The 15212-nt window shown below is 42.9% G+C and carries 10 protein-coding genes and 2 pseudogenes; 9 read left to right on the top strand and 3 right to left on the bottom strand.

Going from position 1 to position 15212, the window contains the following annotated elements; genetic code table 11:
* The first annotated feature begins 145 nt into the window (after positions 1-145).
* Positions 146-1618 (top strand): carboxypeptidase M32, encoded by a 1473-nt coding sequence (locus CAG69_RS14715; RefSeq protein WP_161444873.1) that lies wholly within the window; start codon positions 146-148, stop codon positions 1616-1618.
* 70 nt (positions 1619-1688) lie between these two features.
* Here the strand turns inward: CAG69_RS14715 and CAG69_RS14720 are convergent, their stop codons facing one another.
* Positions 1689-2639 carry an LpxL/LpxP family Kdo(2)-lipid IV(A) lauroyl/palmitoleoyl acyltransferase gene (locus tag CAG69_RS14720; RefSeq protein ID WP_161444875.1) on the bottom strand — a complete coding sequence of 317 codons (951 nt, stop codon included), beginning with the start codon at positions 2637-2639 and terminating at the stop codon, positions 1689-1691.
* Positions 2640-3333: 694 nt separating this feature from the next.
* Between CAG69_RS14720 and CAG69_RS14725 the strand changes: the two genes are divergently transcribed.
* Complete coding sequence (locus tag CAG69_RS14725) at positions 3334-4761, top strand: APC family permease (protein ID WP_161444876.1); 1428 nt, start codon at positions 3334-3336, stop codon at positions 4759-4761.
* Between the two features lie 74 nt (positions 4762-4835).
* Here CAG69_RS14725 and CAG69_RS14730 read toward each other — a convergent pair whose 3' ends face one another.
* On the bottom strand, positions 4836-5171 hold the full coding sequence (locus tag CAG69_RS14730) for a DMT family transporter (protein WP_074191316.1): 336 nt from the start codon (positions 5169-5171) through the stop codon (positions 4836-4838).
* 173 nt (positions 5172-5344) lie between these two features.
* Positions 5345-5731: a DUF6559 family protein gene (locus tag CAG69_RS14735; protein ID WP_047008701.1), complete on the bottom strand. Its 387-nt coding sequence runs from the start codon at positions 5729-5731 to the stop codon at positions 5345-5347.
* Positions 5732-6072: 341 nt separating this feature from the next.
* Between CAG69_RS14735 and metA the strand changes: the two genes are divergently transcribed.
* The 7 genes and pseudogenes from metA to CAG69_RS14770 all read left to right on the top strand — a co-directional run.
* Complete coding sequence (gene metA / locus CAG69_RS14740) at positions 6073-7014, top strand: homoserine O-acetyltransferase MetA (protein ID WP_006741610.1); 942 nt, start codon at positions 6073-6075, stop codon at positions 7012-7014.
* 178 nt (positions 7015-7192) lie between these two features.
* Entirely contained in the window at positions 7193-7918 is a 726-nt protein-coding gene (gene pilW / locus CAG69_RS14745; RefSeq protein ID WP_161444878.1) for a type IV pilus biogenesis/stability protein PilW, read from the top strand.
* 269 nt (positions 7919-8187) lie between these two features.
* Positions 8188-9117: a phosphate/phosphite/phosphonate ABC transporter substrate-binding protein gene (locus CAG69_RS14750; RefSeq protein WP_161444880.1), complete on the top strand. Its 930-nt coding sequence runs from the start codon at positions 8188-8190 to the stop codon at positions 9115-9117.
* The gene (locus tag CAG69_RS14755; RefSeq protein ID WP_161444882.1) at positions 9117-11276 is read left to right on the top strand and encodes a GGDEF domain-containing phosphodiesterase; all 2160 of its coding nucleotides are present in this window, start codon (positions 9117-9119) and stop codon (positions 11274-11276) included. The genes CAG69_RS14750 and CAG69_RS14755 overlap by 1 nt, the downstream gene beginning before the upstream one ends.
* A gap of 145 nt (positions 11277-11421) precedes the next feature.
* Positions 11422-14599 (top strand): annotated as a pseudogene (locus tag CAG69_RS14760) (response regulator).
* A gap of 9 nt (positions 14600-14608) precedes the next feature.
* Positions 14609-15085 (top strand): hypothetical protein, encoded by a 477-nt coding sequence (locus tag CAG69_RS14765; protein WP_104971622.1) that lies wholly within the window; start codon positions 14609-14611, stop codon positions 15083-15085.
* Between the two features lies 1 nt (position 15086).
* A pseudogene (locus CAG69_RS14770) lies at positions 15087-15212 on the top strand (sulfate ABC transporter permease); the annotation flags it as partial.

The raw sequence follows: 15212 nt of genomic DNA on the forward strand, positions 1-15212 counted from the left end.
GCTATACAACTGAGTGAATTTATGGACAATGAGTGACGATTAATTGTTAATTATTAGTAAATTAACGCAGGTTGTTTCGTGCAACTCGACGTAAAGGACCCGTTATCGGGTGTTTAGGGGAAGAACAAAGAATAAGAGTAGTCACATGAAAGCATTTACAAAACTCATTGAACATTCCAAAAAAGTTGTAAATTTTGAGCACCTCTCTGCCATCATAGGTTGGGACCAAGCAGCGGTCATGCCATCTGGTGGCGCTGAAGCGCGCTCCAATGCTATGGCAGAACTTGATGTACACATCCACTCATTGATGACTCAGCCACACTTGGGCGAGCTTTTCGCTCAGGCAGAAGAAGAGACGCTATCTGCAAGTGAAAAGTCCATCCTACGAGAAATGAAACGTGAATGGCAACAAGCTAACTTGCTACCAGAATCATTAGTTCAAGCTCAATCTCTTGCTGGCTCCAAATGTGAACATGCATGGCGTACGCAACGCGGAGAAAATGACTGGTCTGGCTTTGAAAAGAACTGGGCAGAAGTCGTCAAGCTATCGCAAGAAGAAGCGCAAATTAGAGCCGAAGCAAACGGCACAACGCCTTACGATGCCATGCTTGATATTTATGAACCAGGCACAACGTCTGCATCGTTAGACACGCTTTTTGCTGACGTAAAAACGTGGCTACCTTCCTTGATAGACGAAGCGCTTGAAAAACAGCAATCAGACAACATCTTATTGCCAACTGCGCACTACCCTGCGGAAAAACAAAAAGCGCTGGGACTGGAAGTCATGAAGCTACTTCAATTCGATTTTGAACACGGTCGGCTTGATGAAAGTGTCCATCCATTTTGTGGCGGTGTGCCAACAGATGTGCGTATTACAACACGTTATGATGAAAGCGAGTTTGTCCAATCATTGATGGGGATCGTCCACGAAACTGGCCATGCCCGATACGAGCAAGGGCTACCAAAAGATTTAGCAGGAACACCAGCTGGTCAAGCCCGCTCTATGGGAATTCATGAGTCACAGTCGCTCTTCTTTGAAATGCAAATAGGACGAAACAACGCATTTATCGACCACCTTGCTCACATGGCTTCCAAGCATTTTTCTGGGAATGAATTTGAAAAAGACAATCTAGCCAAAATCTACACTCGCGTAGAGAAAGGCTTTATTCGCGTAGATGCGGACGAATTAACATACCCTGCCCACGTTATTCTTCGATATGAGATTGAACGTGATCTTATGAACGGTGCCATCAAGCATACAGACGTACCAGAGCTCTGGAACGAAAAAATGAAAGCGTATTTGGGGCTCTCAACGGAAGGAAATTTCAAAAACGGCAGTATGCAGGACATTCATTGGACAGATGGAAGTTTTGGATATTTCCCGTCTTACACTCTCGGTGCGATGTACGCAGCCCAGTTCATGGCCGCAATGAAGCAAACAGTAGATGTGGACGCGGTTATTCGCTCTGGCGATCTGACGCCGATATTCGATTGGCTGTCGAAGAACATCTGGAGTAAAGGCTGCTTATTAACAACAGATGATCTCGTAAGAGACGCAACGGGTGAAACACTAAATGCTAAGCACTTCCAAGCGCACCTAAAAGGCCGCTACCTGTAAATAGAAAAAGAATAGAACGTAAAAGCCCAAGGTTCGTATGTTCCTTGGGCTTTTTTAGGCTCTTTCTATACTATGCCAAGCTAGGGATAAGCCTTGGCTTGTACAAACAATCCTCGCCTTCAGGTCTGGTTTTAAACCGACGGTGAAGCCACATATATTGACTCGGACTTGCCATGATTGACGTTTCAACTATCTTATTCACGAAAACTGCCGCACCTTGAGGATCTTCTTTCGGGAAACCGTCGACTGGCGCACTAATCGTCAAGGTATAGTGTCCGTCTTTTCCTCTTACCATCGTAAAAGGCACGATGGCACAATCTGTCGAATCAACCAGCAGACTTGTACCTGTCGTCGTGCAAGCATTTTTAACGGCAAATAATGGCGCAAACGTTGAGCGTCGGTTTCCATAATCATGATCCGGTGCATACCAGACCCGCTCACCCGTTCTAAGCGCTTCAAGCATGGCTTTAACGTTCTTGCGGTCAATAAGCGTACGATTAGAGCGAGAACGCCCCTTGTATTGAAAGTAATCAAAACACGGATTGTTGTTTGGACGATAAACACCAGTTCCAGACTTTTTAATGCCAAAAGCACGAGCACCTAACTCTAAGTTCATCGAGTGTACGGCCAACATTAATGCCCCCTTGCCTGATTTTTCTAAAGCCTCGAGGTGCTCTATTCCTTTTATCGTAACGTGTTTGTTTACCCGTTTATCAGACCAAAACCATGCCATCGCGGTCTCAAATAGCGCAATACCTGTATTGTCGATATTTTCTTTTAAAATTGCTTCGCGTTGGCATTCTTCCATCTGAGGAAAGCAAAGCTCAAGATTGCGCCTAATCGTAACTTGACGTTTTTTCATGATTCGCATAGCTAAACGGCCAATGCCACGTCCTAATACTAATTGAACTTTGAAAGGAAGGAGACTGAGTAAGTACATCACGCTGATGATAATTAAGGTTCCCCAGTAACGAGGCAAAAGAAATTCAGCCTTGAATTCAGGCTTTTGGTATTTATTCATGTGAGTATTGTCAGATGTGCCCATCTATAAGTGATAAAAACAATGATAATGGACTGCACTTTTATCATTGATAGCGCTAATAACATAAATTAAAGCGCGCGGATTCTATGGTTCTTCGACACACTACACAATAAGAACTTTGCAGAAATATGTAGGGGGATGAAAAAGCAGCAAAGATGAATCACCACGTTAACATCGATTGGAGTGATTAATCTACCGCACTTTCATAAAGTTTGAACAAACATAACTTTGTGTTTTCAATGCGCTAGATAATGGTGTTTTTTAACCCCACAATGCAGCTATCATGAAAATAACAATAAACATGACAACCATTACCCTGAACAAGTAAGACAACTTTCCGGTTCCACCTTTTGGCGCTTGGTTACAGCATCCCATTGTTTTCTCCATCGTTTCATTTCGATATGGCGTTAATGTACTCCTTGACCTTAGGGGAAAGTCAAACCTTTACCTAAAGGTTCTAATTTATCGCTATAAGTGTTTATTTATCCGACATATCACTCGTTTATATCCCATGGAAATAAAGCGCGTTGTTTTCAGCTCATTTTCGGATAAATACATACCGTTTTTCGCTATATACCCACTATTTATGAGGAATCTACAATACGCGAGTCTTACTTGTAGCACGCTACTTTTACAACCTAGAAGTTGTGCGCTCATCCATTAAAGGTATCGAATGAGCAATATCGTTAAATCCGCCGTTAAATTGAGTGTTTTCTCTATCATCATGATTACCGTAACTTCGGTCGACAGCATAAGGAACATTCCTGGGGCGGCTTTGTTTGGTAGCCATGCCATTTCTTTCTTCTTACTTGCTGGACTTTGTTTTTTTGTCCCTACAGCGCTAGTGTGTGCTGAGCTAAGTACCACTTATCCAGAGCAAGGTGGTGTATATCTTTGGGGCAAAGAAACACTAGGGCCAAACTTTGGCTTTGCCACCGTGTGGTATCAATACGCTGAAAATATTGTTTACTATCCACCGTTAATTTCATTCATTGTTGCAACGGGAGCCTACCCTTTTTTCCCAGATCTGGCGCAAAACAACATGTTTATGTTGGTGATGATTAATGTGATTTTTTGGGCGTTAACTTTAGTTAATATCTTTGGCTTGCGCCTCTCTTCCCTGATTACAAATGTATTCGGCACCCTAGGTTTGATATTTCCGATTCTATTGATTATCGGATTAGGCGGGTACTGGGCGTATACCCATCCTGGTGAGTCTCATATCTCGCTTCGCCACGTATCTGACTGGTTGCCGGACCTTTCTCAAGATGGGATCGGAGCGGGTTTTACTGCGGTAGTTCTGTCACTTACAGGCCTTGAAATCACGACCTCTTATGCAAGCGAAGTCGAAAATCCGCAAAAAGCCTATCCCAAAGCTCTGCTGATCTCCACAATCTTAATCTTGGTTTCTCTGACGGCGTGCTCACTGTCTATTTCTTCGGTCGTCTCAAGTGACCATTCTAGTTTGAGTGAAGGAGTGATACTTGCCTTCAAAGCTTTTTTTGATGATCTGCACCTCTCATTCCTGCTGCCTGTCATTGCCCTTGCTATTGTTTTTGGCACGCTTGCAAGCCTGAATAACTGGATAATCGCCCCGACTAAAAGTCTGCATGTTGCCGCAAAAGATAGTTTCATGCCGATGTCGCTCGCCAAAGAAAACCGCAACCAAGCTCCCGTCTCATTGTTGCTCTTGCAAGGCACGATTGTTAGCGTGCTCTCTTTGGTTTTCATTTTTGTTCCTAACGTCAATCAAGGCATGTGGTTATTGAATATCCTGATGACTCAGCTCTATATGGTGATGTACATCTGTATTTTTGTTAGCTTTTTGGTCTCACGCTACAAACACGCAGATATTGAGCGCCCATTTCGAATTGCGGGCGGAAAAATAGGAATGTGTTTAGTGGCAGGATTAGGCTTGATGAGTTGCTTGGTGACGATTGTTGTATCTTTTGACGTACCAGCAGGAATTAGCGCAAAAACTGGGGCATATGCACTGATATTAGGATTTATCGCATTTAGCCTCCCAGCGTTCGCCGCCGTGATGTATCGCAATCGAAAACATCGTCAACAAAGCAAAATGCTTGAGGTACTAGTAAGTTAACTATTGGATTGACATTAAAAAGCCGCAGCAATTTCTCGCTACGGCTTTTTATTTGGCATCACAAGTAGTGTTGGTTATCCGTGTCCTACAGTCTTGGATAACAGATTCACGATCATCACACCAGTTAGGATAAACCCAATACCAACAATCGCAGGCAAATCTAGCCGCTGTCCATAAACAAAGTAGCCAACCGTAGCAACTAAAACAATACCCGCTCCACTCCATATGGCGTAAACAACCCCAACAGGCATCGTTTTTACCGTGACGGAAAGCAAGAAGAAAGCAATGCCGTAACCAATCAGAACGACTGTGCTAGGCATCATTTTCGTAAATTGCTCTGTTTTGGGAATATAGGAAGTGGCAATCACTTCACATACAATCGCGATCGACAGCGCCAACATTGGCGGCATAGAGACAAGCATTTTGAACATAAGGCATTAACGCTCAACAGAAATGTAACCGACAACACGTCCGGATAATTAGGTCGCGCATTATACCCAACTCATCTCTCGATGGAATACCTCTTACTCAAGCGGCTTCAAAATGCAGGATTCACAGCGTGATCACTTGAATATAGAGACATTCACACGCCATCGCTTTCACTCACTTCTTGATGAGTAAGCGACAGGCCTGCTTTTTGGTGCTGCCGAGCAATTTCAAAGTAGATGTGCATATCAATTGGCTCTGGTGTATTGAGCAGCATCTTGCCCACTTCTCGTTGAAAGTGACCATAATTACCTAACTCATCCGTCAGCCCTAGCTGCTCGTAAGAAGCTTCATTGGCAAACATTCCATAGGCATACTGATAATGACTTAGATCCTTGCTCTTATCATAACCAAGCTCTTGAAGGGCTTGATCAATTTCTTTCGGCGTATAAGTGTCTTTATCGCCAAACAAGCGCAATAGTACGCTAGGAACCTCTTGAGCGATGCTCTGAATTTTTGTCTTTCTTTTAAAAATACCGAACATAATGTCCTCCACTGACGATGTTTCCAAATACACACTTTAATGCATATTGGTGAGCTGATTGTTTTTAGTATGGCTCATTAATCTGAGACTTCCTTACAACGAAGTCACTTTCGCATATTAACGTGATCACGTAATTACCAGCAAATAGTACGACCAGCGTTTCAAGCATATCTCATCAGAAACTCCGCTCTAGTCACAATTGTGTGACAGCTTCAATCTACTCTTTACCATAATGTAAAGAGTAGATTGAAAAGTCATATTTCGTATCGACATCTAAACTTAATTAAGTTAGCTTTAGAAGTATAGACGTCTAGATTGACTATACTTAGGGAGAGAAAGTCGTGCCAATTAGAATTCCAGATCAACTACCAGCTACCGATGTGCTAAGGACAGAGAACATCTTCGTAATGAGTGAAACGCGTGCTGCGAGTCAGGAAATACGTCCTTTACGAGTGCTGATCCTGAATCTGATGCCCAAAAAAATAGAAACTGAAACTCAGTTTTTGCGTCTACTCTCAAACAGCCCATTACAAGTCAATGTCGAGTTGTTACGCATTGATAACCGCCCAAGCAAAAATACGCCAACCGAACATTTGGATACTTTTTATCGTCAATTTGAAATGGTGAGAGATAAAAATTTCGATGGCATGATCATTACTGGTGCCCCACTAGGTTTGGTTCAATTTGAAGATGTCATTTATTGGGACCACCTAAAAACCATCATGGAATGGGCAAAAGATCATGTGACATCGACTCTTTATGTCTGCTGGGCAGCACAAGCAGGGCTGAAGTTGCTCTACGATCTACCTAAAAAAACGCGTAAAGAAAAACTTTCAGGCGTGTACCATCACCAAATTCATCATCAATTCCATCCTATGTTACGTGGGTTTGATGACACATTTTTAGCGCCTCATTCACGCTATGCCGACTTTTCACCTCACTTTTTAGAAGAACATACCGACTTAGACATCCTAGCCACATCGGATGTTGCAGGTGTTTACTTAGCGACAACAAAAGACAAGAGAAATGTGTTTGTTACTGGGCATCCTGAATACGATTCGCATACCTTACATAACGAATATATCCGCGATTTAAGCGAAGGCATGGAACCAGCCATTCCCGTCAACTACTATCCAAACAACAATCCTGATAATCCACCAATTGCCAGTTGGAGAAGTCATGGACATCTCCTCTTTTTAAACTGGCTGAACTACTGCGTTTACCAGCAAACACCTTATGATCTTGATCACTTCAGTGAAGACGCTTTTACTAAAGACGATTAACCTCAAAGCACGCAAACAAAGCGCTTATGATGCCTAAATGTAATATGTGAACCAAGCCGCCATATGGCGGCTTTTTCATACCAGTTTGCAAACCTGATCGCATAGTGTTTTTTCCTCAATAGGCTTTTGCTACGTAATTCATATCATGCTGGGAGATTCAGGGATGTAGGGACAAAGAATGAAAACAACAAAGCTCGGTGCACTACTATTAATGTCTCAGTTTGCACTTGTGGGCTGCGTGACGGTGAAAGAAGATGGTAGCCCTGTCGTTAAAGCCGATCCTGTAGCAATGGCAGAATCACGTATCGCACTTGGCCTAGGTTATTTAGAAGGCGGCAATATGATTCGCGCGCATGATAACTTGCAACAAGCCTTAACCCACGCACCTCAATACTATCGTGCTCAGTTATCGATGGCTCACTACTATGAAACGGTTGGTGAAGATGCTAAAGCCGAGCAAATGTATAAACGCTCTCTACGCCAACACACCAAAAACGGTAACGTGCTCAATAACTACGGCACCTTTCTTTGCAAGCGGGGTGACTTCGAGAAAGCCGATCAAATGTTTAATCGAGCCATTGAGCAGCCTTATTACTATCTCATTCCGGCCAGTTATGAAAACGCCGCATTTTGCGCGTTGAAGTCACAAGATAAAGACAAAGCGAAATACTACTTCGCCCGAGCTATTGATCATGACCCTCATAGGCCAAAATCTATTTTGCAGCTGGCCAAGCTAGAAATTGATAGCGGCAATTACACTGAAGCCAGAATTCGATTAATGAGATTTAATCAAATGTATGGCGTTAAGAAACCCTCTTTACAGCTCATGATTCAACTTGAACGTGCAGCAGGTAATGAAGCACTCGAGAAAAAATATCAAAAGCAATTGGAGATATTTTCTTAACACGACATCATGATAAAGAAGGTGTACTCGCTCACAGACACTACTGAACTTGACTAAGAATCCAGTGAATTCAAACCCACGGTGAAACATTCATCCTGTACATAAACTTCAAATTCGGTACTATTTGAACGGAATAAGTGACCAAGTCACGTTATAAAAGTGCGCTAGTAAAACGAAATTTGTACATCATACTGTTTCTACTATTGATTTGGGGCGCATTGATAAATGCTAAATATTACTGACATGCACCAGAAGGAAGTTGAAGCCGGATGAAACCTGCCTGCACTCTGTTATCACTCACTTTGCTGAGTTCGCCTTTTGTCGTCAGTGCACAAGAAAATATTGAAAAAACATTCACGTTTGGCATTGTTTCCAATAAAGCTCAAAGCAAAATCAAAAAGTCGACGCCTTTCACGCAGTACGTGACCAATGGTTTGGCTGAATACGGATACACCAAGGGTGCTGTAAAAGTATTTAAAAATTATCGCCAGCTCGCAGTGGCACTTGAAAATGGCACCGTTCAAATTGCAACAGCCACCCCCTTCAATGCAATGACCCTCGAGGCAGAGTCTGGTAGCCAAGCCATTGCCATACGCTGGAAAAAAGGTTTACAAAAATATCATACGGTATTCTTTACCCACAAAGAGAGTGGTATCGAGTCGATTTCTGACCTGCGCGGAAAAACACTTGTTTTTGAAAAGCGTACATCCACCAGCAGCTATTACTTACCCGCTATTACACTGCTTAATCAAGGGGAGAAATTAGAATACCTCCCCTCCTCCGATGACAAACCAGCCAAAGACAGTATTGGATATTTATTCCTTGACGAGCACTTGGCTCAATCGAATGAAATCAACCTTTCAGTATGGGTGTATAAGCAGAGAGTCGCAGCAGGAGCGTTCAGCAATTTCAATTGGAGCAACCCTAAAGATCTTCCAGAAAGCATGAAAGACAAACTAACGATTTTCGCTCGCTCGGTAGAAATACCTAGAGACTTAATTCTCGCCTCTCCGACCTTAAGCCAAGATCAGCAACATAAAATCACGTCAATATTGCTCGGTATGGAGGCATCTCAGCAAGGTGCCCTAGCACTTAAACAGTTCCAAAACACGAAAAAGATCACCGCTCTAACGCCAGAAATGTCCGCGTCCTTAAATACCGTTCGAACATCTATTCACTTGTTACCGAAGGTGGATTGATGTTCCACAAACTCTCACTCGAAACTAAATACATTTGCTCGACCATTTTTGTTGTCCTGTTTGTCGTAGTGATAAACCTCGCACTATATATGCATGGTTACGATACGTACTCAAATAACTTAACCCGCCAAATCACCGAGAACTCACAAGAAAAAACAGAGTCTTACGTCAAGCAAAAAGGATTGGTTTACGCAGAGTTATTATCAAAGCAACTTTTTGATCCACTCTATACGGATAATATCAGCCAAGCATACGAGCAGATTAAAGCAACATTAAGCCAACCAGATGTCTCGAAGATACACGTTGTTGATAATGAAGGGCTAATCTTTCACGACGGTACGACTCAGCTGAGTATGTTTGCCCAGCCTCATTACCGTTCTCGCTTTATTTTGAAAGCAATAGAAGAGTCTAGAATTCTCATTTCTTTTTCTAAACATCAATTAGAAATTGCGGCACCGATTCAGCAATCGAATATCACACTGGGCGCTGTGTATCTTGAACTGAACCTAGCACATCTATTAGAAGAGAAAGAACAAAACATTGCGCAAGTACAAGCGCTTACCTCAAACGATAAGCAAAAGATGTTTAACTTGCTGCTCACGATCAGTGCGATATCCGTTCTGCTCGGAAGTGCCATCGCGTATGCTTTGGGTCGCTCATTAATAAAACCACTCAAACAACTTAAAGAACAATTTACAGAGTCAAATACTCAAGCACTGCCAATCACTGATATAAAAAGTAAAGATGAAGTGGGTGATCTTATTTCGGCGTATAACAAAATGTCGAACAAAGTGAACCGATACACAAGCCGGGTGGAGTTCATGGCGTATCACGACATTCTTACCTCCCTGCCTAACCGAGAAAAGTTGCTCATTGATATCCAAAAGCAAATAACGAACCGCAAATCACCCTCACTCGCGGTTGTTTTTATTGATCTGGATGACTTTAAACATATTAACGATAACTACGGGCATAGCATCGGAGATAAATTGCTGGGTCATCTCGCCTCAGAACTTCAAGGTCGTTTGCCGAGTTACTTCCAGCCTCTTTACCGTCTTTCAACCATCGTAAGCCGAGTCGGCGCTGACGAATTTGTGCTGGTCTTTCCATGCAAAGACAGCCTCCACGCTAGAGAAAAAGCGGACGATATTCATCGCCAATTGCTTTCTCCTTTTAATTTGGAAGAGAACGATATTCAAATTACGGCAAGCCTTGGAGTCGCGGTGTATCCGGAATTTGGCTCAAACGCAGAGTCTCTTTTACAACTCTCCTCACTGGCGGCGCAAGAATCTAAACGACGCGGCAAAGATATCATGACGATATACGATTCCGCGTTTGATGAGACAGTGAAGCAGCGCTTATACATAGAAAAAGAACTGCGCCGCTCAATACGTGATTTATCTCAGTTCGAGCTTTGGTATCAACCCCAGTTCGACCTCAACACCTACCAGTTGATTGGTGTTGAAGCATTGGTTAGGTGGAATCATCCGGAGAAGGGTTATATCAGCCCAGAATTATTTATCCCGATTGCAGAACAAAGTGACTTAATTTTAGAGCTTGGTGAATACCTCATCGAGACAGCAATTAGCCAGCGAGCACAATGGGCGGATCATTTCGCTGCTGATTTTCATATCGCATTAAATTTGTCTCCTAGGCAGATCTACCGCCAAGATTTAAGTCAGCTCTTTTCGAAATATTTACAACAATATCAAGTCCCCCCTCAAACCATTCATGTTGAAGTGACAGAGTCTCTGTTTATTGATGATATTGAGAAAGCGCAGTATGTGCTCAAAAAATTACAAGCTAACGGCGTAGAAGTGTGGCTAGATGATTTTGGAACTGGGTACTCAGCCCTCGCCTACCTACAACAAATGTCGTTTGATGGGCTTAAAATTGACCGTTCATTTATCGCTCAAATCCAAAAAAATGAACAAGATGACTCATTAGTCCGTGCGATTATATCCATGGCTCATAACCTAAGAATGAGAGTGGTAGCTGAAGGCATAGAAACCCAGACCCAACTAACAAGGATGGAATCACTTCACTGCGACGTTGTGCAAGGCTTTTTCTTGGGTAGACCGGTGCCGGCAGAAAAAATCATAGAGTTTGAGCAACAACGCCAAGCAATAGATGACTCAACCGCCAGCAACTATGCTTAACTGAATAATTTATCGCGTTCATTTAATTAAAGGGGATTCGTTCTGCAATATTGGTCACACTTCGCCATCTCGCAAGTATGAATTTCCTCTTAAAATCTAACATTTGAGATAGGTAAACTACACTTTTCATATCAACTCTTTGGATATGGAAACGCGTGTGGTCGGGATATTTGCTTGGAACAACCTGTCTGTAAAGCAGAAACTTTTTGGATTGGTCCTACTACCAATATTATTGTTATTGCTTCTGGCGGGCAAACATGTACAAAACCTCTCTATCCAAGCTCAAGAACTTCAAAAAGCACAACTCTTCTCCCAATATATAGATCGTGTTTCCTCATTGTATTATTTGACGAGCGATCCAAAGGTCGCGAATAACGCTCAAAAAACCCGCCAACTCGTTCACACTTTACAAGAGACAGCTTCACCTGTTTTTGGTGACAATGCCGATATATTAAATCAGCTCACGAATTTCGAAGAAGCAACACTGTCAATGCTCTCGTCCAATAATACAGAAGATAAGTTAGATGCTGCTGAGTGGCGTGCCGACACATTCAAAGAGATTCTTTTGAGTTTGGATAGAGTCTACTTCAGCCATGTAAGTTATGAAACCAACACTCACCTCTCCTCATTGATGCAGCTTGAGTGGTTAATGTTTTGGTCAACAGAAGAGCATAGACTCAGCAAATACTTGGTGGAATCTACAGAGCAGGGGCAGATTTACGATCCAGCTATCCAAGCCAGTATTCAATCATTAATCCAGAACCAACAACTGCTGTTCGAACGTTTTGTCACACTTAATGCGAATAAGCAGCAAGTCCATCTTCTCATCGAAACCTTTACCGATAATGTGTTTGTTAAAAGCCAAGCATTTCGAGCCAATTTGTTGCAGCCATCAAACCTTAGCGTGTTGACCCCCGCTCAAATAGATGACGGGTTGTCTGCGCTTTATAAACGCTTAAGTTTATTACGTAACGTTGATGACCAGATGGAACAGCAACTTATTAAGGATATAACCAAGACGATCAGTGAAACAACACAGCACCGCATTGGCTTCATTGCGCTAATGAGCCTCGTGACATTACTGGTCGTGAGTTTAACCCTGAGGTTAGTGCGTAAGGTCACTGGCAACTTGAATTTAGTCCTCGAATTCTTAAGTCGAGACACTTACGAAGAGGACAACAATGAAAACTCACCACTGACAGAGTTGACCAAAGGGAAAGATGAACTCAGTAAGTTTGCTAAAGAGGTAAAAAAACTGAGTTACGAACGTGAGCAGTCAAGACAAAAGTTAACTCAAGCCAAAGAAGATGCTGAAAAGGCGAAAGATGATGCCATCGAGGCAAGCAAAGCCAAAAGTAGCTTTCTGGCGAATATGTCTCATGAGATTCGAACCCCTTTAAACGGCGTTATTGGCATTTCAGAAGTTTTGTCAGACACGTCGCTAACGGCGACACAGCGTGATTATGTCGACACGATAGAAACCTCCTCGCAATTACTGTTGAGCTTAATAAATGACGTTCTGGACTTCTCTAAAATTGAATCTGGTATGTTGCTTATCAGCCCTCATTCAACCTGTGTTCGTGAATCCATCTACGATATTGCTTCTATTATTTCCCCGAAAGCGAAAGAAAAAGGCATCGATGTTCAAGTCAGCATCAGCCGCAATACGCCCTATCACGTTATGTTGGATGATCACCGTATACGCCAAATTATGATGAACTTCATGTCCAATGCCGTAAAGTTCACCGAACAAGGTCGCGTTGAACTCTCTGTCATCACTCGAGGAATCACAAATGGTGAAGCGAGTATCGAGTTTTCAGTCAAAGACTCAGGGATCGGTATTGATGAGCAGCAACAAAAAAAGATATTTGCTCCTTTCGCCCAAGAAGATAACTCCACCACCCGACAGTTTGGAGGGACAGGGCTTGGGCTTGCAATTAGCACGCAGCTGGTAGAATTGATGGGAGGTGAGATTCAGCTTGAATCCGAGAAAGGCAAAGGTAGCCGATTTTTCTTCGAACTTACGGCTCCAATTGTGACTCAAGAGTTCAATGGCTATCACTCCCTTAATCACAACGATATATGGATAGTTTGCAACAACCCTACTTTGGAGCAAAAGCTGCGTGACGAGTTGAGCTTTTTCCACATCAATGTTCAGCAATCAGTAAATACACTGGATGCTCTGCCAACGTGGATTGATAACGAGCGCATCATTGTTATCAACGTAGAAACTTCTCCAAATACCACAGCCAAACATCTAGGTGAAATGAAAAGACTTTGCATGCAAAATGTTCGAGTTTGTCTTATTAAACACCTTCATAGTGCCCAACGTGATTTTGGTAACAGCATTAGTGCATTGGTCACTCAACCCCTCTTAGGACAGCGCTTAGTAAAAGCACTTGAAACTTGTGCTGCAAACTTCCCTCAAGCAAACCAGGAGAACACGACAACACCCAATGCTAAGACTCTCCCAAAAATCTTGGTGGTCGACGACAACACCGTTAATCAAAAAATCGCTGGATTACATCACAAAAGCGGGCTTCGACTTTGATATCGCCGTAAACGGAGAAGAAGCCGTAGATATGTTTCAACAGAATCAATACAGCTTAATCTTAATGGATTGCATGATGCCTGTGATGGATGGGTTTGAAGCAACCAAAATGATCCGTCAAATTGAAGCAAAAGAAAAACGGACGTTCAGAATCCCAATTATCGCGCTAACAGCAAGTGTAGTCGATGATGACATTCAAAAGTGTTTTGATGTTGGAATGGATGATTATGTGCCCAAACCTTTTAAAGCGGGTTTGTTGAAAGAGAAATTAGATAAAGCCATTGGACTACGAATTTCCAATATTGTTTCTGATGAAAAGCGACAGGCAACGGACACTACTCACACTCCTGAAAAAACCTCGCATGCTGAACAATCAGAAGCGACCGTGACGCCTATTCGCTCAGAACGGATTTTGCTCGTCGAAGATAACAGAGTAAATCAAAAAGTCGCTTCGCTGCTTTTATCCAAAGCTGGTTATCAATTTGAAGTGGCCGAAAACGGACAGGTTGCGGTCGAAATGTTCCAAAAAGATGGTGGGTTCGACATCATTTTGATGGACTGCATGATGCCGATCATGGATGGGTTCGAAGCCTCGCGACAAATACGCGCCTACGAAGCAAGTAAAGGTCTTCCTAAGACTCCCATCATCGCGCTAACGGCAAGTGTTGTGGATGATGACATTCAACGCTGCTTCGATTCAGGCATGGACGCTTATGTACCCAAGCCTGTTCGTAGAGAAAAGCTGTTGTACCAGATTGAAAATGCGATATAGGTAGCGATGATGAGCGGCGACATTTCTCTCCTCTGTTTTCTTTTGCGCTGCATAAAACGCTACCTATTCATTGTTGTTTTCCTTCTACCCATAGATAGTCAAGTACTTGCTGCAGAGAGCTACGCCGTTTTCTCGTTTAATAATGAGTTCTCGCCCCTAACCATCAATAAAGCGCGAAAGTTGTACAGAGGAAAAACGCAACTCTTACAAGGGCAGAGAATTGAGCTATCTGACTGGCCAGCAACATCAGCGGAGAGAGCGGAGTTCTATCGCTACCTTCTCAATAAAAACTTGGCGCAAATGAACGCGCACTGGGCGAGCTTGTCTTTTTCAGGCAAAGCGAGGCCACCCAAAGTGATTGCAAACTCTAGCATTGATGCGCTGATCACGTGGATGCAAGAAAAGCCCAATCGGATTGGTTATGCCCCTGCTTCGAGCGTGCCTGGAAATGCTCGTATTTTGTGTGTGGTGAGCTCGGAGGATTAATATGAAAAAATATTTGACCATGTTATCACTGAGTGTTGTCGCCTTTCCGAGCTTAGCCACCATTGAGTTATCAGATCACCTGTCTTTGAGTGGTTTTGGTTCGACATCTTGGTCTAAGTCGGATAAC

The sequence above is a fragment of the Vibrio sp. V43_P6S15P86 genome, from assembly GCF_009904725.1.
GTDB lineage: Bacteria > Pseudomonadota > Gammaproteobacteria > Enterobacterales > Vibrionaceae > Vibrio > Vibrio diabolicus.

Excerpts from the sequence above, each read along its gene's own strand:
- CAG69_RS14715 (WP_161444873.1), top strand. The coding sequence starts at position 146 with ATGAAAGCATTTACAAAACTCATTGAACATTCCAAAAAAGTTGTAAAT.
- CAG69_RS14720 (WP_161444875.1), bottom strand. The coding sequence starts at position 2,639 with ATGAATAAATACCAAAAGCCTGAATTCAAGGCTGAATTTCTTTTGCCT.
- CAG69_RS14725 (WP_161444876.1), top strand. The coding sequence starts at position 3,334 with ATGAGCAATATCGTTAAATCCGCCGTTAAATTGAGTGTTTTCTCTATC.
- CAG69_RS14730 (WP_074191316.1), bottom strand. The coding sequence starts at position 5,171 with ATGCCGCCAATGTTGGCGCTGTCGATCGCGATTGTATGTGAAGTGATT.
- CAG69_RS14735 (WP_047008701.1), bottom strand. The coding sequence starts at position 5,731 with ATGTTCGGTATTTTTAAAAGAAAGACAAAAATTCAGAGCATCGCTCAA.
- pilW (WP_161444878.1), top strand. The coding sequence starts at position 7,193 with ATGAAAACAACAAAGCTCGGTGCACTACTATTAATGTCTCAGTTTGCA.
- CAG69_RS14750 (WP_161444880.1), top strand. The coding sequence starts at position 8,188 with ATGAAACCTGCCTGCACTCTGTTATCACTCACTTTGCTGAGTTCGCCT.
- CAG69_RS14755 (WP_161444882.1), top strand. The coding sequence starts at position 9,117 with ATGTTCCACAAACTCTCACTCGAAACTAAATACATTTGCTCGACCATT.
- CAG69_RS14765 (WP_104971622.1), top strand. The coding sequence starts at position 14,609 with ATGAGCGGCGACATTTCTCTCCTCTGTTTTCTTTTGCGCTGCATAAAA.